General features: G+C 71.7%; 16 protein-coding genes. 10 read left to right on the forward strand and 6 right to left on the reverse strand.

Annotated elements, in window-relative coordinates; translation table 11 throughout:
• Positions 1-144 precede the first annotated feature (144 nt).
• Entirely contained in the window at positions 145-930 is a 786-nt protein-coding gene (gene ppk2 / locus ACZ4D5_RS23695; protein WP_467774379.1) for a polyphosphate kinase 2, read from the forward strand.
• 43 nt (positions 931-973) lie between these two features.
• Here the strand turns inward: ppk2 and ACZ4D5_RS23700 are convergent, their stop codons facing one another.
• Together ACZ4D5_RS23700 and ACZ4D5_RS23705 are read right to left on the reverse strand one after the other, a co-directional pair.
• Complete coding sequence (locus ACZ4D5_RS23700; protein WP_467774380.1) at positions 974-1486, reverse strand: flavodoxin domain-containing protein; 513 nt, start codon at positions 1484-1486, stop codon at positions 974-976.
• A gap of 194 nt (positions 1487-1680) precedes the next feature.
• Positions 1681-2652, reverse strand: a complete 972-nt coding sequence (locus tag ACZ4D5_RS23705; protein WP_467774381.1) for a GlxA family transcriptional regulator — start codon at positions 2650-2652, stop codon at positions 1681-1683.
• 125 nt (positions 2653-2777) lie between these two features.
• On the opposite strand from ACZ4D5_RS23705, the gene ACZ4D5_RS23710 reads away from it, so the two are divergent.
• The gene (locus ACZ4D5_RS23710; RefSeq protein WP_467774382.1) at positions 2778-3764 is read left to right on the forward strand and encodes an NADP-dependent oxidoreductase; all 987 of its coding nucleotides are present in this window, start codon (positions 2778-2780) and stop codon (positions 3762-3764) included.
• Positions 3765-3833: 69 nt separating this feature from the next.
• On the opposite strand, the gene ACZ4D5_RS23715 is transcribed toward ACZ4D5_RS23710, so the two are convergent.
• From ACZ4D5_RS23715 to ACZ4D5_RS23725, 3 genes are all read right to left on the reverse strand, one after another.
• Positions 3834-4031, reverse strand: a complete 198-nt coding sequence (locus ACZ4D5_RS23715) for an antitoxin (RefSeq protein WP_467774383.1) — start codon at positions 4029-4031, stop codon at positions 3834-3836.
• Positions 4032-4222: 191 nt separating this feature from the next.
• Positions 4223-5722, reverse strand: a complete 1500-nt coding sequence (locus ACZ4D5_RS23720) for a long-chain-fatty-acid--CoA ligase (protein ID WP_467774384.1) — start codon at positions 5720-5722, stop codon at positions 4223-4225.
• 251 nt (positions 5723-5973) lie between these two features.
• Entirely contained in the window at positions 5974-6654 is a 681-nt protein-coding gene (locus ACZ4D5_RS23725; protein ID WP_467774385.1) for a class I SAM-dependent methyltransferase, read from the reverse strand.
• 131 nt (positions 6655-6785) lie between these two features.
• Here ACZ4D5_RS23725 and ACZ4D5_RS23730 point away from each other — a divergent pair, with 131 nt between their 5' ends.
• The 8 genes from ACZ4D5_RS23730 to ACZ4D5_RS23765 all read left to right on the forward strand — a co-directional run bounded on the left by ACZ4D5_RS23730 (position 6786) and on the right by ACZ4D5_RS23765 (position 20300).
• A complete protein-coding gene (locus tag ACZ4D5_RS23730; RefSeq protein WP_467774386.1) occupies positions 6786-7682 on the forward strand; it encodes an NAD-dependent protein deacetylase in 897 nt (298 codons plus the stop codon).
• 540 nt (positions 7683-8222) lie between these two features.
• Entirely contained in the window at positions 8223-9017 is a 795-nt protein-coding gene (locus ACZ4D5_RS23735) for a class I SAM-dependent methyltransferase (protein ID WP_467774387.1), read from the forward strand.
• A gap of 144 nt (positions 9018-9161) precedes the next feature.
• On the forward strand, positions 9162-14489 hold the full coding sequence (locus tag ACZ4D5_RS23740) for a type I polyketide synthase (RefSeq protein WP_467774388.1): 5328 nt from the start codon (positions 9162-9164) through the stop codon (positions 14487-14489).
• 114 nt (positions 14490-14603) lie between these two features.
• The gene (locus ACZ4D5_RS23745) at positions 14604-15368 is read left to right on the forward strand and encodes an ABC transporter ATP-binding protein (RefSeq protein WP_467774389.1); all 765 of its coding nucleotides are present in this window, start codon (positions 14604-14606) and stop codon (positions 15366-15368) included.
• On the forward strand, positions 15365-16174 hold the full coding sequence (locus tag ACZ4D5_RS23750; RefSeq protein WP_467774390.1) for an ABC transporter permease: 810 nt from the start codon (positions 15365-15367) through the stop codon (positions 16172-16174). The genes ACZ4D5_RS23745 and ACZ4D5_RS23750 overlap by 4 nt, the downstream gene beginning before the upstream one ends.
• A gap of 42 nt (positions 16175-16216) precedes the next feature.
• On the forward strand, positions 16217-17599 hold the full coding sequence (locus tag ACZ4D5_RS23755) for a sensor histidine kinase (protein ID WP_467774391.1): 1383 nt from the start codon (positions 16217-16219) through the stop codon (positions 17597-17599).
• A gap of 95 nt (positions 17600-17694) precedes the next feature.
• The gene (locus ACZ4D5_RS23760) at positions 17695-18339 is read left to right on the forward strand and encodes a LuxR C-terminal-related transcriptional regulator (protein ID WP_467774392.1); all 645 of its coding nucleotides are present in this window, start codon (positions 17695-17697) and stop codon (positions 18337-18339) included.
• A gap of 548 nt (positions 18340-18887) precedes the next feature.
• The gene (locus tag ACZ4D5_RS23765) at positions 18888-20300 is read left to right on the forward strand and encodes a PP2C family protein-serine/threonine phosphatase (protein WP_467774393.1); all 1413 of its coding nucleotides are present in this window, start codon (positions 18888-18890) and stop codon (positions 20298-20300) included.
• A gap of 61 nt (positions 20301-20361) precedes the next feature.
• On the opposite strand, the gene ACZ4D5_RS23770 is transcribed toward ACZ4D5_RS23765, so the two are convergent.
• Positions 20362-21855 (reverse strand): DNA-binding protein NsdB, encoded by a 1494-nt coding sequence (locus ACZ4D5_RS23770; protein ID WP_467774394.1) that lies wholly within the window; start codon positions 21853-21855, stop codon positions 20362-20364.
• Positions 21856-21857 lie beyond the last annotated feature (2 nt).

Consider the following 21857-nt stretch of genomic DNA (forward strand, 5'->3'; position numbering starts at 1 on the left):
ACGGGCACGCTGCGGCGCAGCCCGCCCGGCCACACGCGCAGCCGTACGCCCCGGTGTGCGCTGCCAGGTGTCCGCGTCCGGTGCGTATCCCAACCGGCCGAATAGGGGGCCCAGTTCGGCCGGAGAGGAGAGGTAGCCGAGCACATGAAGAAGGAACTGTACGACCGCGAGCTGTACCGGCTGCAGACGGAACTGGTGACGCTGCAGGAATGGGTGCGGGCCGAGGGGGCGCGCCTCGTCGTGGTCTTCGAGGGACGCGACGCGGCGGGCAAGGGCAGCACCATCAAACGCGTGGCGGAACACCTCAACCCCCGTGTCGCCCGCATCGTCGCACTGCCCGCGCCCACCGAGCGGGAACGCACCCAGTGGTACTTCCAGCGGTACGCCGAGCACCTCCCCGCCGCCGGGGAGATCGTCCTCTTCGACCGGAGCTGGTACAACCGCGCGGGTGTCGAGCACGTCATGGGCTTCTGCACCAAGGCCGAGCACCAGCGCTTCCTCCACCAGTGCCCCCTCTTCGAGCGCCTGCTGGTGGAGGACGGCCTGCTGTTGCGCAAGTACTGGTTCTCGGTGAGCGACGCGGTCCAGGAGCAACGCTTCCGGCGCCGCCTCCAGGACCCCACGCGGCGCTGGAAGTTGTCCCCCATGGACCTGCGGTCGATCACGCATTGGGAGGCGTACTCACGGGCCAAGGACGAGATGTTCGTGCACACGGACATTCCGGAGGCGCCCTGGTACGTCGTCGAGAGCGACGACAAGCGCAGCGCGCGGCTGAACATGATCGCCCACCTGCTCTCGACGATCCCGTACCACGACGTGCCGCCTCCCGAGCTCGAACTCCCGCCCCGCCCACCGACCACGGGGTACGAACGTCCGCCGCGGGATCTCCAGTCCTACGTTCCCGACCACGCCGCCGGGCTCGGCAACTGATCGCAAACGCGTCCGCGGCCGGGGGCGGGGCCGCGCCGGTCGCTCACCCGCGATCCAGTTCTCCGGCGATCTCGTCGGCCCAGTCGTCGATGGCCGGCCAGTCGCGGTGGTCCCCGTACCTGCAGCCCATCAGACGGAAGGCCAACCGGCCGGTGAGGGGCAGCTGACGAGGGCGGATCACCCCGGACAGCAGGCGGTGGCCGCGGTACGGGATGTGCGCGGGAAGGTCCTCCGTGATGACATCCGCTTCCTTGCGGGCCGCCTTCTTCCGCCATGGGCCGCGCAGCGCGGCGGGCATGCCCACGCTGAAGACCCAGACAGGGCGGCAGTGGAGCAGGTCGCTGTTGCGGCGCAGGAAGTCCTTGGCCTCACCCAGCCAGGCCTGCCCGTGTACGGCGCTTCCGAGGACGTACGCCTCGTAGGCGTCGGCGTCGTCCACGCCGTTCATGGGCCGGGCCTCGGCCGACAGCCCGGCCTTGCCGAGCCGCTCCGCCAGATGTTCCGCGATCTCACGGGTCGATCCGTGCGCGGTGGCGTACCCCACGAGAACGTTCATGTCCCACCTCGTTGCCGTGTGCCGGAGCCGGCGAAGAGGCCACCGGGCACCGGCTTGCGAGGCCACCGGCACCAGGTTCCCGCCTCGGTCACCAGCCTCGGGCGGCGACGGGCGGGCGGACAAGGGCCGACACGTCCCCATCCGGGGCCGGTCGGTACACGGTTGTACCCACTTGACCCCCTGCGTGCGGACCGTCAGACGGCTGCCTGGTGAGGGCGGAAGGTGCGGCGGTACGTCTGGGGGCTGACACCGATGGCGGCGTTGAGGTGTTGGCGCAGGGAGGCGCCCGTGCCGAATCCGGACCGGTGGGCCACCAGGTCGACCGGCCAGTCGGTGGTCTCCAGGAAGTGGCGCGCGAGGTCGACGCGTTGCCGGGTGAGCCACTGTCCGGGCGTGATGCCGACTTCGTCGCGGAAGCGGCGGCTGAAGGTGCGGACGCTCATGTTGGTGCGGGCGGCGAGGTCGGCCAGGGTGAGCGGTTCGGCCAGGTGCCGCATGGCCCAGGCCCGGGTGGTGGCCGTGCTGCCGACGGCCGGGTCGGGGACGGGGCGCCGGATGTACTGGGCCTGGCCGCCGTCGCGCCACGGCGGTACGACGCAGGAGCGGGCGACCTCGTTGGCGACGTGGCTGCCGTGGTCGCGGCGGACGAGGTGCAGACACAGGTCGATGCCCGCGGCGACTCCGGCGGAGGTGAGGACGTCGCCGTCGTCGACGTAGAGGACGTCGGGGTCGATGCGGGTGCCGGGGAACATCCGCCGCAGCCGGTCGGCTTCGCGCCAGTGGGTGGTGGCGGGACGGCCGTCGAGCAGCCCGGCGGCGGCCAGGACATAGGTGCCGGTGCAGATCGCGACGATCCTCGTTCCGGGGCGGACGGCGGCCAGGGCGTCGCGCAGCGGGCCGGGCAGACGCCCCTCTTCCCTGATCGGTCCCAGTCGGTGGGAGGGCGGGACGACGACGGTGTCGACGGTGGCCAGCAGAGAGGCGTCGTGGGCGACGGCGAGGTCGTAGTCGCCCTCGGCGTGCACGGGCCCGCCGTCCAGGCTGCAGGTGGCCACGGTGTACAGCGGGTTGCCGTCCCTGTCACGGGCGGCGCCGAAGATACGGGCGGGGATGCCCAGCTCGAAGGGGACGACGCCCTCCAGGGCCAGAACGCCAACACGGTGCATGGCCGGATCTTTTCAGTACATGGCCATCACGCCGACACCGGGGGCGCCGCCGACCGTCCAGTCTGGGGCCGTGCCGGTCCACCGGCGCGAGAACCCGAGTACGCCCCCGGAGAAGGAACACCTCCATGCACCAGCCCACCACCGCCCCTTCGACCATGCGCGCCGTGTCCCAGGACAGGGCCGGAGCCCCCGACGTCCTTCAGGTCGTCGAGACCGGGCGGCCGGAGCCCGGCCGGGGCGAGATCCTGGTCCGTGTGCGCGCGGCGGGCGTGAACCCCGCCGACTGGAAGACCCGCGAGCGCGGTGTGTTCGCCACCGGTGCGACGCCTCCCTTCACCCTCGGCTTCGACGTGGCCGGAACCGTCGAGGCCGTCGGTGCCGGCGTGACGATCTTCCGGCCCGGCGACGAGGTGTTCGGGATGCCTCGCTTCCCGCACCCGGCGGGGGCGTACGCCGAGTACGTCACGGCGCCGGCCCGCCACTTCGCCCCGCGCCCCCGCGGTCTCGACCCCATCCGGGCCGGTGCCATGCCGCTGGCCGCGCTCACCGCCTGGCAGGCCCTGGTCGACACCGCGCACGTCCGGCCGGGGCAGCGCGTGCTGATCCACGCCGCGGCCGGTGGCGTCGGCCATCTGGCCGTGCAGATCGCCAAGGCCCGCGGCGCGTACGTCATCGCCACCGCCAGCGCCGCCAAGCACGAGCTGCTGCGCGGCCTCGGCGCCGACGAACTCGTCGACTACCGCACCCAGGACGTCGCCGACGCCGTCCGGGACGTCGATGTCGCCCTCGACGGAATCGGCGGACCCAACTGGACACGCTCCCTGCGCACCCTGCGCCGGGGCGGCATCCTCGTCTCCCTGCTGCCGCCGGACGACACCTTCCCCCTCCGGCAGGCCGAGCAGGCCGGCGTACGGGCGGTGTTCATGCTCGTCGAACCCGACCAGCAGGGGCTGCGCGAGATCAGCGCCCTGGTCGAGGACGGCCGCCTGCGGGTGATCGTCGACGCGACGTTCCCCTTCGAACAGGCGGCGCGGGCCCACGCGTTGGGGGAAACCGGCCGCACGACCGGGAAGATCGTCCTGACCGTCGCCTCCGACCCCGAGCGGCCCTGACACGGGAGCGGGTCGCCGGATCCGGACCTCATCCCGGCGACCCGCTCCGATCAGCGCCGAAGGGCTCGGTCAGTTCCCCTTCTCGCCCAGCTTGCCCACGTAGTCCCGGGCCTTGTCCACAGCCGCGTCGATCTTGTCGCTGTGCTTGCCGTCGGTCTTGCCGTCGATGAAGTCGCCGACCTTCTCCAGCCCGCCGGAGATCTTGTCACCGTGGGCCTCCGCAAGGTCCTCCGCCTTGTCCTTGAGGTTCTTCAGGGCGTCAAACATGGGAGGGTCCCGTCTCCTTCACTCGAACTGATCGACGTAAGCAGGGAATGCGCGACCGCGGCGCAACACACCCCTCGGCATGGCGAATTGACGGCATGCCGACCGACTGGACCTCTACATTACTGTAGATTTTCCTCGCGGCGCATCCGGCGACCGCAGGCCGAAGACGTCATCGGCGCCGGGCCTTTCGCTCAGTTCTCGACCGTGATCTCCCGCTTGAGGATCTTGCCCGTCGGGCCCTTCGGCAGGCCCGGCACCAGCTGGACGATCCTCGGGTACTTGTACGGGGCCACGCGGGACTTCACGAACGCACGCAGTTCGTCCGCCGTGACCTCCGCGCCCGGCTTCAGCGTGACGACGGCCGCGATCTCCTCGCCGTGCAGCTCGTGCGGGACGCCGAGGACGGCGGCCTCGGCGACGGCCGGGTGCTCGTAGAGGACTTCCTCGATCTCGCGCGGGTAGACGTTGTAGCCGCCGCGGATGACGAGGTCCTTCTTCCTGTCCACGATGAAGTAGAAGCCGTCCTCGTCGCGCCGCGCGAGGTCCCCGGTGCGGAACCAGCCGTCCGTGAACGCGGCCTCGTCGGCATCGGGCCGGTTCCAGTAACCGGGCGTCACATTGGGTCCCTTGACGGCCAGTTCGCCGACCTCGCCCTCGGCGACGTCCTTGCCCTCGTCGTCGATCAGCCGCACCCGCACGCCGTCGATGGGGGTGCCGATGGAGCCGGGCCTGCGGGGTCCCTCGATCCCACCGAAGGTGACCACCGGGGACGTCTCGGACAGGCCGTACCCCTCGGCGACCGGGCAGCCGAAGACCGCCTCGACGCGGTGCAGGACCTCGACGGGCATCGCCGAGCCGCCGGTGACGCAGAACCGGATTCCGCCGCCGTCCGCGAGCCCGGTCGAGCCCGCCGCGTCCGCCGCGGCGAGCAGGCCCAGGAACATGGTGGGCACGCCCTCCATGACCGTGACCCGGTCGCGGGCGAGGATCTGCAGCGCCTTCGCGGCGTCGAAGCGCGGCAGGAGCGTCACACGGGCGCCGGTGAGGACCGCGGCGTTCAGCCCGCAGGTCTGGCCGAAGACGTGGAAGAAGGGCAGGCCCCCGAAGAGGGTGTCCGACGCCGTGAGGCCCAACTCGCGTACCACGGCCTCGGTGTTGCTGCCGAGGTTGCCGTGGGTGAGGCGGGCGCCCTTGGGGCGGCCCGTGGTGCCCGAGGTGTAGAGCAGGACGGCGAGGTCGTCGGCGTCGCGGTCCGTGATGTCGGTACGCGGCTCGACCGCGCCCAGCGCGGCGGCGAAGTCGTCCGCGGTGACGTCGGTGCAGCCGATGCCGAGCTCGCCGGCGGCGGCACCGGCCTCGGCGAACGCCGGGCCGCAGGCCAGGATCGTCCGGGCGCCGCAGTCGCCTGCGCTGTAGCGGATCTCGGGGGCCTTCAGGAGCGGGTTCATCGGCACGGCGACCGCGCCGAGGCGCAGCACGCCGTAGTAGACGACCGCGAAGTGCGGAATGTTCGGCAGCAGGATCGCCACCCGGTCACCTGGTACGACGCCCTGAGCGGCCAGCCAGCCTGCGACGCGGGCGCTGCGCTCGTCCAGCGAGCGGTAGTCGAGCGCCTGTCCGTCCAGCTGTATCGCGGTGGCCTCGGGGCGTGCCGTCGCGGTACGGGCCAGGTTGAGGGCGAGGTTGGTCACCGTTGACCTCTTTCCAATCCTTGTGGGGGCTCCAGCGGACCTTGATCCTCCGGACGGGTTTCGAGCGTCCCGCGACGCGGCACGGCGCACAAGGTGGGAAAGATCACCGAACTCGTTCTTGTGTCAGGAGTACGAGGGTGTGCGCACTCCGCGGCTCCGGCGCCGGGGCCTGACGCGACGACGAGAGCGGCCGGGCGGATCAGCGGCCGCCGACCGGGCGAGCCGTGCGGTGATCCTGCCCGGAACGAGCCTCACCTCAGTCGGCGTGCGCGCAGCACCAGGTCGTGGCTGTGGTGCGCGCCCGCACCGCCCTCGGGGGTCACGCGTGGCCGCTCCTCGTCCACCTCCACCTCCCAGTCGTCGTCGAGGAGGGCGGCGACCATCGAGGGCCAGACGTAGTCGGCCGGGTCGAAGTCGCCGTCGCGCGCCTCCCGGGTGTCCATTCCGGCGTGGTGCACGAGCAGCAGCACGCCGCCCACCGCGACAGCCCCGAGCAGCGCCCGCTCGGCCGCGGCGTCGGGGGTGCGCAGCAGGGCCGGGTACTGGGCGGAGACCAGGTCGAAGGAGGCCGAGGGGAGCGCCGCCTCCGTCAGCTCGGCGTGCACCCAGCGCACGGTCACCCCGGCGTCGCGCGCGTGCCCGGCCGCCCGCTCCAGCGCCACGTGCGAGACCTCGAGCGCCGTCACGTCCCAGCCCTCACGCGCGAGCCAGACGGCGTCCGCGCCTTCACCGCAGCCGACGTCGAGCACCCGCCCGGGAGCGAGCCCGGCGGTCTCGGCCACGAGCGCGCCGTTGGGCCGGCCGCTCCACAGCTGGTCCCGGTCGGCGTACATGCTGTCCCACTGCGCCCGCACGGCAGGGTCTCCGACGTAGCCGTCGGCGGGCGGGGCGAGGTGGGAAGCGGGCGAAGCTGCTGCGGTGTCCTCAGTCATGGACCCACCGTCGCCGCACGCCTGCCGTGGCCGCCATTCCTGTTGCCGATCCCGCAAAACGCATGCTGTGGGCTGGGGGGGGACGGCACGGTAAGCCGGCCCGGCCGCGTACGGCTTCTAAGCTGGCGGTCATGAGGACGCGTCCGACGTTGACCTGGGAGCCCCAGGGCCACCTGCCTCCTGCCACCACCGACCTCTCGCCAGTGGTCGCGGCCGTCCGCGCGGGAGGTGTCGTCGTCCTCAGCGGAGCGGGCCTGTCGACGGAGTCAGGTATCCCCGACTACCGCGGGGAACACGGCTCCCTGCGGCGCAACCACGTCCCCATGACCTTCCAGGAGTTCATCGGCGACGACCATGCGCGCCGACGGTACTGGGCCCGCAGTCAGCTGGGCCGGCGCGCCATGGTCCGAGCCCGTCCGAACACCGGCCACCGGGCGGTCGCCGCTCTGGCCGACGCGGGCCTCGTCACCGGTGTGATCACCCAGAACGTCGACGGCCTGCAGCAGGCCGCGGGGGCACGTGACGTGATCGAACTCCACGGCAGCCTGGGCCGGGTGATCTGCCTCGACTGCGGCCGCCTCAGCGACCGTTCGGAGCTCGCCGACCGGCTGCGGGAGGCCAACCCGTGGTTCGAGGCCGTCGCCGAGCGGCACCGCGCGGCGCGGGTCAATCCTGACGGCGACGTCGACCTGCCCGATGACGCGGTCCGTGAGTTCCGGGTCGTGGCGTGCGCCGCCTGCGGTACCGGGGTGCTCAAGCCGGACGTCGTCTTCTTCGGCGAGAACGTGCCGCCCCAGCGGGTGGAGGCGTGCCGGAGCCTCGTCGGCGGCGCGGCCGCCCTGCTCGTCCTGGGATCCTCCCTGACGGTCATGTCCGGACTGCGGTTCGTCCGCCAGGCGGCGCGGGCTCGTACGCCGGTCCTGATCGTGAACCAGGGCGCGACCCGCGGGGACCGCTGGGCCACCCACCGTGTCGACCTGCCACTGGGGCGTGCGCTGACCGAGGTCGTGGCTCAGGTCGGCCTCTGATCTTCCATGGGATTCGTGGTGCCGAACGGGAGCACCGAGGACTTTCGGCCTGCGGGCGCTTGAAGGCTGTTCCTGACGGGTCCGTCGCGCTGGGGGAATCCCAGGGCTCCCCCAGCGCGAGTGGCCGGCAACCCAGGGGACATCGGACTCCCGTACCGCTCCTCGAACGAGGCCGGGGGCGTTCTCCCCGTCCGCTTCCCGGACGAGACAAAGGCCTCCCTGCGCGAGGGGGTAGTGCGCGAGTGTCCGCCCCGAGCACGGAAGGAGCGATTCCGCAGGAGTCACGCTCCGTTCGCGTGGCCCCTGTCTCAATGCTCTGAAGTGCGACGATGCGCCTGGCCTGCGGGGTTGATCGCCTGCGGTGGCGTGGAGTTGAGTCAGTTCTGCGAGATGCCGGTGGGTTTCACAATCGTGCAATTCTGCATCATGCGCACTGCTTTGCTGCCGTGCAGCGGCTTGTGCGGTGTACCGCCCTGCGGCGCGATGACAACAGCTCACTGGTGCACGCCCTTTGAGGGCTGGACGAGAAAGAGACCGGTGATGGCGCGGTACGTGTTCGACAACAGTGCGGTGGAAGCCGGTAGTCGTTTCAGTTCTCTGGAGGCCACCTATGACACGGCATCCCGCGCAACCCTGGCCGGCGTGGGTGTCGGTGCCGGCTGGAACTGCCTTGAAGTCGGCGGCGGGGGAGGCTCAATTGGTGACTGGCTGGCCGAGATGGTGGGCCCTGCCGGGCAGGTGACCGTCACCGACATCGAGCCACGGTGGATGAGCTCCCGCGAGCAGCGCGGGAACATGCGGCTGTGGCGGCATGACATTGCCCGTGACGCCTTGCCGGAAGGCGAGTTCGACCTCATTCATGCCCGTCTCGTGTTGGTGCATGTGCCCGAGCGCCACCAGGTGCTGCCTCGTCTGGTGCGGGCCTTGCGGCCGGGGGGCCGGCTCGTCCTGGAGGAGTTCGACTGCGGGTGGGTGCCGGTCCTCGCCGCTCCCAGCCCTGCTACGGCGGACCTGTTCACGCGGGTGCATGCCGAGGTCCTGAACCTGTTGCAGGCGGCGGGCGGTGACCCGCTGTGGGGCCGCAGAGTGCTCCAGGCCATGGCGGACAGCGGGTTGGAGCAGCTGGGCGCGACGGTCTTCGCACAGGCGTGGCCTGGACAGAGCGTGGGGATCGATCTGCACCGGGCCAACACGGAGCAGCTCAAGGACGAACTGCTCGCCTCCGGCCTGAGCGTGCAGCAGCTCGAGGCCTTCTGGTTGCTGCTGCAGGATCCCGCTTTCGTCGTCAACTCCTACCCGTTGCTGAGCGCGGTGGGACGGCGTCCCACGTCCTGACCCGCGAGGCCCGCGCCGCACGCACGTCGCTGCTGTGTTCTTCGTGCCGTCCCTCGTGTTGGGGGCCCTGTCCGCTTCTTGCCTGCCCATGTGTCAGTGCCGTGGGGCGTCGCGCCCGCACATGGGTACCCACGGAGGAATCTCATGAATGACTCAGTCAACGAGCGGCAACTTGTCGCGATCATCGGGATGGGATGCCGTTTCGCCGCCGGTATCTCCTCGCCCGCGCAGTTGTGGGAGTTCCTGCGGGCCGGGCAGAACGCGGTCGGCGACGTCCCCGGCGAGCGGTGGGCCGGTTACGGGGCTGGTGACCCGGCTGCTGCGGAGGCTCTCGCGCGTACCCCGGCGCGGGGGTGCTTCCTGGATGACATCAGCGGATTCGATGCCGCGTTCTTCGGGATCTCGCCGCGCGAGGCCCGGTTGATGGACCCGCAGCAGCGTCTGGCGCTGGAGGTGAGCTGGGAGGCGCTCGAGCACGCGGGCATTGCGCCGCGCAGCCTGGCCGGGGCGGATGCCGGCGTGTATGTCGGCGTGGGTTCGGACGACTACGGACGCAGGTTGCTGGAGGATCTGTCCCGGATCGAAGCATGGACCGGGATCGGGGCCTCGCCGTGCGCGGTGGCCAACCGGATCTCCCACGCGCTGGACTTGCGCGGGGCGAGCCTGACGGTGGACACCGCCTGCTCGTCCGCGCTCGTCGCCGTGCACCTGGCGGCGCAGGCCCTGCGCGCGGGCGAGGTGGAACTGGCCCTGGCCGGCGGCGTCATGCTGATGGCGGGGCCGGGGCTGTCCGTAGTCCTGCACGAGGCCGGCGCCGTGTCCGCTGACGGCCGTTCCAAGGCGTTCGACGAGAGCGCCGACGGCTACGGCCGGGGAGAGGGCTGTGGCATCGTCGTCCTCAAGCGCCTTGACGCCGCCCTGCGTGACGGCGATCGCGTCCTGGCCGTGCTGCGCGGCTCGGCCGTCCACCAGGACGGGCACACCGACGGCATCATGAGCCCGAGCCGACAGGCGCAGGAGCATCTGCTGCACCGCGCGTACGCGGATGCCGGACTCAGCCCGAGCCGGGTCGACTACGTCGAGGCCCACGGCACCGGCACCCGAGCGGGCGACGGAGTGGAGGCGGCCGCGCTCGGCGCGGTGCTCGGCACCGGCAGGCCCGCCGACCGTCCCTGCCTGATCGGTTCGCTGAAACCCAACATCGGGCACCTGGAGGCCGGCGCGGGCGCCGCCGGACTCATCAAGACGGTGCTGGCCCTGTGGCATGAGGAGCTTCCGGCGTCGCTGGTGGCCACCGAACCCAGCACCCGTATTCCCTGGGGCAGCAACGGGCTGTCCCTGGTGACACGCCACATCCCCTGGCCACGCAAGGAGGGACAGCCGCGGCGGGCCGGTGTGGCCAGCTACGGCTACGGGGGAACTCTCGCCCATGCGGTCCTGGAAGAAGCAGGCGTCCGGCCCCGGCGCTCCCGATCCGCCGCAGGAGAAGCGGCGAGGCACGTCGCCGGCCCGCTCCTGCTTCCCGTCAGTGCCATGACCCCCGCCGGCCTGCGCGCGCACGCAAGGTCTCTGGCGGCCTACACCGAAGACACCACCGCGCGGGAGCTGCCCGCCATCGGTGCGACCCTGGCGCACCGGCGCAGTCACCTCGTCGCACGCGCCGTCGTCGTGGCTGACACCCCACGTGATGCCACCGCCGCTCTGCACGCCCTGGCCGACGGCATGGACCACCCCCGCCTGGTCACGGGCCCCCCGCAGCTGCGCCAGAACGCTGCCGCGCCACCGGTGTGGGTGTTCTCCGGGCACGGATCGCACTGGGCGGGCATGGGCCGGGAACTGCTGACCGGCGAACCGCACTTCGCGGAAACGATCCGGCTTCTGGAACCGGTCTATCGGCAAGAGGCCGGCTACTCCCTGCACGCGCTGCTCACGCACGGCCCCCTGGACCGCACCGACCGCATTCAGGCGGCCGTCTACGCCGTACAAGTGGGCCTGCAGGCCGTCTGGCGCAGCCGCGGCATCGAGCCCGCGGCCGTGATCGGGCACTCGGTCGGGGAAATCGCGGCCGCCGTGGCTGCCGAAGTGTTCTCGCCCGAAGACGGCGCCCGCCTCGCCTGCCGCCGCTCGGCCCTGCTGCCGCAAGTGGCGGGCCACGGGGCAATGATCATGGTGCAACTGCCGTTCGCCGACGTCGTCAAGCGCCTGGCCGCCAAGGCGGACCTTGAGGCCTCCGTGGCCGCGTCGCCTACCACCGCCGTGGTCTCCGGCAGCGTGCAGGCCATCGACCGGGCGAGGCGTGCGTGGGAGGCGGAAGGCGTGCGGGTGCGGCGCGTGGATTCCGACGTGGCCTTCCACAGTCGCAGCATGGAGCCCCTGTGCGCGGAACTCAGTAACGCGCTGGAGGACTTGGAACCCCTCGCGCCCAGCCTGCCGCTGTACTCCACCGCCCTGGATGCCCCGCGTACCTGTCACCCGCGCGACGGTGCGTACTGGGCCGCCAACCTGCGTAACCCCGTGCGCTTCGCGCAAGCGATCCAGGCAGCGATCCAGGACGGGCACCGCATGTTCCTGGAGATCTCCGGACACCCCGTGGTCGCGCATTCGATCGAGGAATGCCTGGAAGCCAGCGGAGCCGCCGACGGCCACGTGGCCTATTCGCTCCGCCGCCACCAGCCCTCACAGGACACGCTCGCCCACAACCTCGCCGCACTGCACTGCCACGGCGCCGCCGTGGACTGGTCGGCGCTCCATCCACAGCAGCACCTGCTCGTGGACCTGCCGACGATGACCTGGCAGCACACCAGCCACTGGGTCCCCCACCCCGCACGGGACACACAGCGCGCCCCCGCACGGCACCTCCCGTCCTCGTACACCCTGCTCGGCCCCCCAACCCTGGTACGCGGCACGCTGCGCACCCACCTGTGGCAGACCCGACTCGACACTGCCACCCGCCCCTTCCCGGGACGCCACCCTGTCCAAGGCACCGAGATCGTGCCGGCGGCCGTGCTGTTGAACACCCTCTTCACCGCTGCCGCCCATGCCTGCGGCCGGACCTCCTGGCCCGCGCTGCGCGACATCACCCTGCGCACCCCGGTCCCGGTGGGCGACGACCCCCGCGAGGTACAGCTGACGTGTCAGGACCGGACCCTGACACTCAGCTCCCGGCTGCGCAGCGCGCCCGCGCCCGAGGGCGCTGAACACGACGGCTGGACCACCCACACCACCGGCCTCATCGCACACGACGACGATCTCGCGACACCCGAGCCGCCGGACACAAGCGGCCTGGAGGAACTCGACCCCACGCACGTCACCACCTGTCTCACCGCCCTCCAGGTCACGGCCATGGGGTTCCCCTGGCGTATCGACAAGCTCCTGCGCGGACCCGACACCCTGATCGCCTGGATCACCACCGACCCCGATCAGGAACTGACCGGACCGGGGTGGGCCTCGGTTCTGGATGCCGCCCTGTCCACTGCCTCTGTGATCTTCCCCGGTGAGCGGGTGCTGCGCATGCCCGCCCACATCGACCACGCCGCTATCGCCGGAGAAGCCCCGGCACACGCCGTGGCGCAGGTCCGCCTCACCCCCGACGCCGACACCCCGCCGTCCGCGGGCACGGTCGATGTGACCGTCCGCGCGCTCCAGGGCACGGCGTCAGCCCGCCTGAACGGTCTGACGTTCCGGAAGCTGGAAGCCGACGCCCCACACGAGCTGCCCGCCACCCCGCTGCTGCACGACGTGCGGTGGAAGCCACTGGCCCGTGCCGAATCCAGCACGCCCGCGTACGCGCCGTCCATCGCAGTGATCGGCGACGACCCGCTGCTGATCGACGAGCTGCGCCGGGTCTGCGCGCGCGAAAACCGGCCTTTCACGGTCACCCACACGACCGCCCGACCCGTCCCGGCGGACACGCTCCTCCTCCTGCCCGCCCATGCACCCGACGCCGACACGGACGCCCTGGCCGCCCACGCCGACCAGCTGGCCGACAACCTCATCAAGCACGTCCGCGCCCTCGCCGACACCGGCACCGCCGACGGGCCGTCGCCGCGCCTGTGGTGCCTGACCCACGGGGTCCGAGAAGCGCACAGCCACAGCGCGCTGGCCCAGGCGCCGTTGTGGGGCATCGGCCGCATCTGCGCCACCGAACACCCCGACATCTGGGGAGGCGTCCTCGACCTGCCCGCACAACCCACCGAAGCCGACATCGAAGAAGCGCTGCGCCTGCTGCGGGACCCCGCTGCCGACCCGGTCATCAGCATCCGCGACGGCCGGGCCAACGTGCTGCGCCTGCTCCCGCTCCGCACCACCGGGACCGCCACCCGCCCAGCTTCGACCGCTCAGGACTGGACCACCACGTGCACGGCCGATGCCAGCTATCTGATCACCGGCGGACTCGGGGCTCTCGGACTGCGCACCGCACTCCGGCTCGCCGACCGCGGAGCCCGACGCCTCGTCCTCCTCTCCCGCCGGGGCCTGCCCCCACGCTCGATGTGGAACACCACGCCCCGCACACCGGCCACGGCACAGGCCCTGGACACGATCCGCACCCTGGAGGCCGCCGGCGTGACCGTCCGCGTCGTGGCCGCCGACGTCTGCAACCGTGAACAGCTGCGTACGGCACTGGCACCGGACACGCTCGCCATGCCCGCCATCCGCGGCATCGTGCACGCCGCCGGCCTCACCGACAACCGCTGGCTACGCGACTGCGACACATCCGCTCTCCGCGACGTCACCCGCCCGAAAATCACGGGCACGCTGCTGCTGCACGAACTGTTCCCGCCGGGCTCCCTGGACTTCTTCGTGCTCTTCTCCTCGATCGGCCAACTCCTTGGCCTGCCCGGCCAGACCCTCTACGCCGCCGCCAACGCCTTCCTCGACGCCTTCGCCCACCACCGCCGAGGCCACGGAGCCAACGACACAGTGAGCCTGGCCTGGACAAGCTGGCGCGGCCTGGGCATGTCCACCTCCTCCGACGCCATCGACGCCGAACTCGCGGCCCGCGGCACCGCGGACATCACCGCCGAGCAAGCCTTCGCCACCTGGGAACAGGCGGCCGCCCACCCCGCCGCGCATCTGGCGATCCTGCGCCTGCTGCCCGGCGTTCCCCCCGAACACCGCCCCACCGCCCTGCACGACGTACCGCTGCCGCACCACGCGACCCGGCAGGCCGCCGAACCGAAACGGCCCGTCTGGAAGGAGCTGACCGACGACCAGCTCCGCGCGACGCTGAGCGAGCAGGTCACCCGTACCCTCGCCGCCATCCTCGGCATCGAGCCGGACTCACTCGATCCCCACTGCCCCCTCACCGACATGGGCGTGGACTCCATCATGACCGTGACCCTGCGCCGACGACTCCAACAGCACACTGGACACCCCCTGCCCGCCAATCTCCTCTGGGACCGCCCCACCCTGACAGCCATCACCGACTACCTCACCGAACGGCTCCGCGATTCCGCGCCCCGGCCCCGGTGACCGCACGTCGCGCCGCCGCCAAGGCCAACGCCCCGCCCCTGGGGGAAAACCCCCAGAACAGACGGAGGAAAGCAGCGTTCCGCGAGGGGCCGTCGGATTCCTAGCGTGGAGTCAATGACCACGTCAGGTATGCGGCAGGGAGTTGTGATGATCGAGGTGCAGGGGCTCAGCAAGCGGTACGGGCCCGACGTCGCCGTCGACTCGTTGAGTTTCGATGTGCTGCCGGGGGCCGTGACCGGGTTTCTCGGGCCGAACGGGTCCGGCAAGTCGACCACCATGCGCATGATCATGGGCTTGGACCGGCCCGACGCCGGGCACGCCCACGTCTACGGGCGGCCCTATGGAGAGCTGCGCTGGCCTGCCCGTGAGGTCGGGGCGCTGCTGGAGGCCCGTACCTTCCATCCGGGGCGTACCGCCGCCCAGCATCTGACGGCGCTCGCCGCCGCCGGCGGCATCGCTCGGGGGCGCGTCGACGAGGTCCTCGGCATCGTCGGGCTCGGCCATGTCGCGGGGCGGCGCGCGGGGACCTACTCGCTCGGGATGGCGCAGCGGCTCGGGATCGCCGCGGCCCTGCTCGGCGATCCGGGGGTGCTGCTCCTCGACGAGCCCGTCAACGGGCTCGACCCCGAGGGCGTGCGCTGGATCAGGGAGCTCATCAGGTCCCTTGCCGCCGAAGGGCGCGCCGTCCTGCTCTCCAGCCATCTGATCAGCGAAATGGCCCTCACCGCCGACCACTTGGTGGTGATCGGGCAGGGCAGGCTCCTCGCCGACTCGTCCGTGCGCGACCTCACCTCCCAGGGGCGCTCCCTTGAGGAGGCCTTCTTCTCGCTCACCGCCGCGTCCACGAAAGCCGCCTCCACGGAAGGGGTTTCCCGATGAGCGCCGACGCATCCGTCTGGCAGCGTGACGTCCGGGTTCCCGCCGGGCACTACGGCTTCGCGAACGCCGCCCACATGGAGTGGATCAAGCTGCGGAGTCTGCGGTCGACCTGGTGGACGCTGCTGCTCGTCGTGGTCGGCATGGTGGCCATCGGCATCGTGACCATGGCCAACACCAAGGCCCCCGGCCCCGACAAGGCCGCCGCCTTCGACGCCACGAACAACGTCCTGGCCGGAGTGGCCGTCGGGCAGCTCCTCGTCGGTGTCGTGGGAGTCCTCGTCGTCACCGGTGAGTACGCGTCGGGCACCATCCGCTCCACCCTCGCCGCCGTGCCCGACCGCCGCCTGGTCCTCACCGCGAAGGCGGCCGTGTACGGCGGGGTCTCCCTCGCGGTGGGCGAGGCCGTCTCCTTCGTGACCTTCTTCGCGGGGCGGGCCGCGCTCGGGGACGGCGTGCCGCGGCCCGGCATCGGGGACGCCGGGGTACTGCGGGCGGTCCTGATGGCCGGTGCGTACCTCGCGATGATCGGGCTCATCGGCATCGGGATCGGCGCCGTCACGCGGCACACCGCGAGCGCCGTCGCCGTACTCGTCGGCGTCACCTTCGTGCTGCCCGCGGTGCTCGGCGGGGTCTCGGGGACGGCGGTCGCGAAGTTCTTCCCGACCATCATCGCGGCCAACTCCCTCGCGGTCTCCAAGCCGGTCCCGGGCGTGCTCTCGCCGTGGGCCGGATTCGCGCTGCTGTGCCTGTACACCGCAGCGGTGCTCGTGGCGGGCGGGCGTCTGCTCGCCCGCAGGGACGCGTGACAGGAACTCGCCCGCAGCGACGCGTGACAGGAAACTGACGGCATGCATGTGCAAGAGATCGACCGCCCGGCGGGCGCGGAGCCTCGGGATCGCCGGCCGCGGCTGCGCGGGAGGGCGCTCCGCTCGGGAGTGCTCCGCGCCCCCTTCACCCGCCGGGCCTGGGCCGAAGCGGCGTACTGCCTGATCGGCTTTCCGCTGGGCCTCGCGGGCGGCACCGTCCTCGCGGTGGTGCTCGCCCTCGGCGGCGCCTTCACCGTCTCGCTGGTGCTCGCCGTGGTGGGGGCGCTGCTCCTCATCGCCGGACTGCGGCTCGCCCGCGCGCTCGGCTCCGTCCACCGCGCGCTGGCCGCGGCGTTCCTCGGCGAGCGCGCGTGCACGCCCGCGCCGCCGCCCTTCCGGCCCGGCGAAGGCTTCGTGGGGCGCGTCGACGCGCGGCTGCGGGACGGGACCGGCTGGCGTGCGGCGGCCTACGTCCTCGCGAAGCTGCCGGTCGGCGCGCTGGGCGCGTACGCCGTCCTGTGGTGGCTCACCGGCCTGGTCAACCTCACCGCCCCGCTGCGGTGGGGCGTCTTCGGGCAGCACCCCGAGGCGGGCGACCCGGAGGGCATGCCGGTGCTCACGCCCATCCCGTTCGGCGGTCCGCACGTCGACACGTTCGCCGGCACCTGGTTCGCGGTGCTGCTCGGCGCGCTCACCCTGCTGTGCGCGCCGTGGGTCACCCGGCTCGTCGTCGAAGGCGACCGCCGGCTCGTCCACGCGCTGCTCGGTCCGGGGCGGCTCGCCGATCGCGTACGCGACCTGGAGGAGACGCGCGCGCTGGCCGTCGACGACTCGGTGGCGCTCCTGCGCCGGGTCGAACGGGACCTGCACGACGGCGCGCAGGTCCGTCTCGTCGCGGTGGCGATGGGCCTCGACATGGTCAAGGAGCGCCTCGACGGAGGACAGCCGCTGGACGTGGCCCGCATCCGGCAGCTCGTCGACGGCGCGCACCGCAACGCCACCGAAGCGCTCACCGAACTCCGCGACCTGGCCCGCGGCATCCATCCCCCCGCCCTCGACGACGGGCTCCCCGACGCCCTCGCGACGCTCGCCGCACGCAGCACGGTGCCGGTCGAGCTGACCGCCGACGTGCCCCTGCGGCCCACCCCGGCGATCGAGACCATCGCGTACTTCTGCGCCGCCGAGCTCCTGACCAACGTCATCAAGCACAGCGGGGCTCGCCGGGCCACGATCGGCGTGACGCAGCGGGACGGGCTGCTGCGTCTCCAGGTCACCGACGACGGCCGTGGCGGCGCCGCGCTCGGCGAGGGCAGCGGCCTGACCGGACTCGCCCAGCGCGTGCGCACGGTGGACGGGCGCATCGACATCCGCAGCCCCGAGGGCGGCCCCACGACCGTCACCGTCGAGCTGCCGCCGCATGCCTGAGAGCGGCCGCGGGAACGCGGGCGAGGACAGAGGCGAGAACAGAGGCAAGAGCGCAGGTGAGAACGCGTGCAGGACAACGTGAGAGCATTCCGACCATGCGTGTCGTGATCGCCGAGGACGCCGCCGTGCTGCGGGAGTTGCTGGCCCAGATGCTCGCCGAGCGCGGGCACGAGATCTGTGCCGCCGTGGGCGACGCCGACGCCCTGCGCGAGGCGGTCGCCGCGCACCGGCCCGACGTCACGGTGGTCGACATCCGGATGCCGCCGACCCACACCGACGAAGGGCTGCGCGCCGCCATCGACATCCGCGCCGAGCACCCGGGCACCGGGGTACTGCTCTTCTCGCAGTACGTCGAGACGAAGTACGCCACGCGGCTCCTCGCGGCGGGTTCCGCGGGCGTCGGCTATCTGCTCAAGGACCGGGTGGCCAACATCGCCGAGTTCACGGACGCGTTGGAACGGGTCGCGGCGGGCGGCACCGCGCTCGACCCCGAGGTCGTGACCCAGCTGGCGGGCGCGGGCCACCGCTCGGCCGAGCTCGCGCCGCTCACCGAACGGGAGCGCGAGGTGCTCTCGCTGATGGCCGAGGGCCGCTCCAACGCGGCGATCGCGCACGCCCTCTTCGTCTCGCCGGGCACGGTGGAGAAACACGTGGCGGCGGTCTTCGACAAGCTCGGCCTGCCGGCCTCGCACGACCACAACCGGCGGGTCCTCGCGGTCATCCGCTATCTGCGGCCCTGAGGTGGAGAACCCGAGACGGAGAAGTCGACGAAGAAGTGAACGACTTCGACGGACGCGCTTTTCATGGTCGAACACCGGCCCGATCTCATCGTGTTGTGGCCGCACGGCGACTGCTGCCGCCTCGGCGAGCGGAGGAGAACGCGATCAACGCGTACGACGACCACCGCCCCGCCCGCCTGAAGCAGTGACACCGTGCAATTCCCGCCGTTCTCACCACCCCCTCACCACCCGCTCTCCACACCCTTTCCCCCGCCGATTCCCGCCGTCTTCCGACGTCATTCGCTCTCCCTCGCGATGCGTTCGCTCACTCGTCTTATTTCCTCCTCCGGAACACCACATTCCAACGCGATGGCCTACGCATCCTTTACCGTTTGCCCATAGACTCCCACCTCGGGCCTCCGGATATCCGCACGCCAAGGGCATATGCCAGAAGCACCACTGCATCGTGTGTTGCCAAATCCCTTACAGGCCACCTTCTGCTGTGCGAAAGTCATTAGCGGTCCACCACCCGTCAAGTTGGTCGCACCGCATCTTCAACGGAGCACCTCATGCCGCCCCATGTCTTCGCGGACCACGCCGCCCAGCCGCCCGAGCGCGGCACGGTCGACGCGTTGATCTCGCAGACGCGCCGGCTCCGGGGCGAGGTCGACGCCGTACGGCGCGACGCCGTGACCGACCACACAGACCCCGCGGGCCGCTGGCAGCGCGCCCTGTGCGATCTGGCGGTGCATCAACTCAACGACCTGGACAGCCACTTGGCCCAGCTGCGGGACGGTCCGCCGCGGGCGGGCGGGGAGCCCGCGGCGCCGACCGCGACCGCGGTGGAGGCGAGCCCCGGCTCACTCCTGAGCCGGGTGGGCAGCGCCGAGTGGAACCTCCTCACCGACGAGGCCAGCTGGTCCTGCGAGCTCTACCAGATCCTCGGCCGCGACCCGGCCGCTCCCCCGCTCTCCCTGGACGAACTCCCCTCGCTGGTGCACGCCGACGACCAGCCCCGGCTGACCGCGATGGTCACGGACTGCCTCGTCGACGGCAAACCCATCGACGGCGAGTTCCGCATCGTGCGGTCCGACGGGCGCGTACGCCACGTGCACATGATGGGCGAGCCCGTGCTCGCCGCCGACGGCTCCACCGCCTCCATGTGGGCGGTCCTGCGGGACGTCAGCGAACTGCGCCGCAGTCAGCGCGCGGTGCGCGAGAGCCGTGACACGCTGCAGCGCCACCGCGACATCGCACAGACGGAGCACCGCCTCGCCGTCGAACTGCAGGAGGCGGTCCTGCCGCCGTGGCGCGGCTCCCTGCGCCTGCCGCACGGCGGCCCCGGTCAGCTCGACCTCGCCGCCCACTACCTCCCTTCCTCCTCCAGCGCCCTCATCGGCGGCGACTGGTACGACGCGATGCAACTGCCCGACGGCAACGCCCTGTTGAGCGTCGGCGACCTCACCGGACACGGCGTCACCGTCACCTCCGGCATGGCCATGCTCCTCGGCGCGCTCCGCGGCATGGCCGTCGCCGGATCGCAGCCGGGCCAACTCATGGGCTGGCTCAACCATTTACTGGACGCCACGGTCCAGCCCGCTCTCGGCAGCGCCATCTGCTGCCGCTACGACCCCGCCACGCACCTGCTCACCTGGGCGCAGGCCGGGCACCCCGCCCCGCTGCTGTTCCGCGACGGGACGGGGCGCGCGCTGACGCCACCGGACGGCGTGCTCCTCGGCGCCACCTCCGGCGCGACCTACGAACAGGCCGGCGAGCAACTACGGCCGGGAGACCTGCTGTTGCTGCACACCGACGGCCTGGTGCCACGGCGCGACAGGGACGCGTCGACGGGCCTGCTGCTCTCCCTCGCGTCCCGCTTCACCGGGGCGCGTACGGCACAGGAATGCGCACGGACCGTCGTCGAGGAGTTCGGCGGGGCACCGCGTGAGGACGACGCCTGCCTGTTGATCGCACGGATCTGACATCGCACGGATCCGTACCTGTTGACCGCGCGGACCTGGCCTTGCTCCACGCGCGCTCGCGCTATGCCCTTGCTGTCCTCCCCGCCCCCTTGGCCCCCCTCGGCAGCGCGAGCTTGATCTCCTCGCGCAGGTCCTGGATCTTCGGGTATCCGGCGTACTGCGCCGTGAGCCGGTACATCTCGCGCAGCCGGTCCCAGGTGCGGTGCGAGGAGTTGGCCCGCATCGACACCAGCGCCAACCTGGCGTACCGATCGGCCTGTTCCGGGTCGTCGGCGATGAAGCAGGCCGACGCGAGCGAGATGTAGTCGAAGATCTGCGACCGGTCGCGGTTCTTGGCCCGCAGCTCGATCGCCTCCTTGGCGTGCCGCTGCGCGATGTTCGCCGCGGACGGTTCGTGGTCGGCGAGGGTGCGGTAGGCCAGGGCCTGCATGCCGTGCAGGTCCGCCTCGTCGAACATCTGCATCCAGCTCGGCGGCGGCACGTCCCCCTTGTCGGACACGAAGAGGTCCTCGGCGAGGCCGAGGGTGCGCCGCATCGCCTGTCCGCGGCCCATCGAGGCCTGTGCCCAGGCCTCGATGGTGTACAGCATCGCCTGGGTGCGGGGCAGGGCCTCCTCGCCCGCGCCCGACTTGGCGAGCTTCATCAGGTCAAGGGCGTCGTCCGGCTTGCCCAGGTGCACCATCTGGCGTGCCGCCCGCGACAGCGCCTCGCCCGCACGCGGCCTGTCCCCTCCTTCTCGGGCCGCGTGCGCCGCGATGACGAAGTACTTCTGCGCCGTGGGTTCCAGGCCGACGTCGTGCGACATCCAGCCGGCGAGGACGGCGAGGTTGGCAGCGACGCCCCACAGGCGCCGCTGGAGGTGTTCGGGGTGCCGGTAGGCGAGCATGCCGCCCACTTCGTTCAGCTGGCCCACCACGGCCTTGCGCTGCAGCCCGCCTCCGCGGGCCGCGTCCCAGGCGCGGAACACCTCGACCGAGCGCTCCAGTTCCTCGATCTCCTGGGACCCGATGGGGGCGGCCTCATAGCGGTCGAACCCGGCGGGGTCGGCGTGCAGGGGGTCGTCGAGTCGGGGGGCGTCGGCCGCGAGAGCCGGATCGGCGTGCAGCCAGTCGTGCATGGCGCTGCTGAGTGCGGAGCCTGCGGCAAGCGCAGCGCCCGCGCCCACCAAGCCGCGTCGGTTGAGCATGAGGTCCATTCCCGTGAATTCGGTGAGGACCGCGGCCGTCCGCTCGGGCGCCCACGGCACGCCGTCGGGGTGCTCCACACTCCCGTCGCCACGCCGCTTCCCTACGCGCCCGTGCCGGACCAGACCCAAGTCCTCAGTGGTCACGACACGGCCGAGACGCTCGGTGAACAGAACAGCCAGCACCCGCGGCACCGGATCGCGCGGGATCTCTCCCATGTCGATCCACCGCCGCACCCGCGAGGTGTCGGTGGCCAGTTGGGGGTGGCCCATGGCCGCCGCCTGCCTGTTCACCAGTCTCGCGAGCTCCCCCTTGGACCAGCCGGCCAGGCCGAACAGGTCCGAAAGGCGGGTGTTGGGTTGTCCGTTCACGT

The sequence above is a fragment of the Streptomyces sp. NPDC025651 genome, from assembly GCF_055558735.1.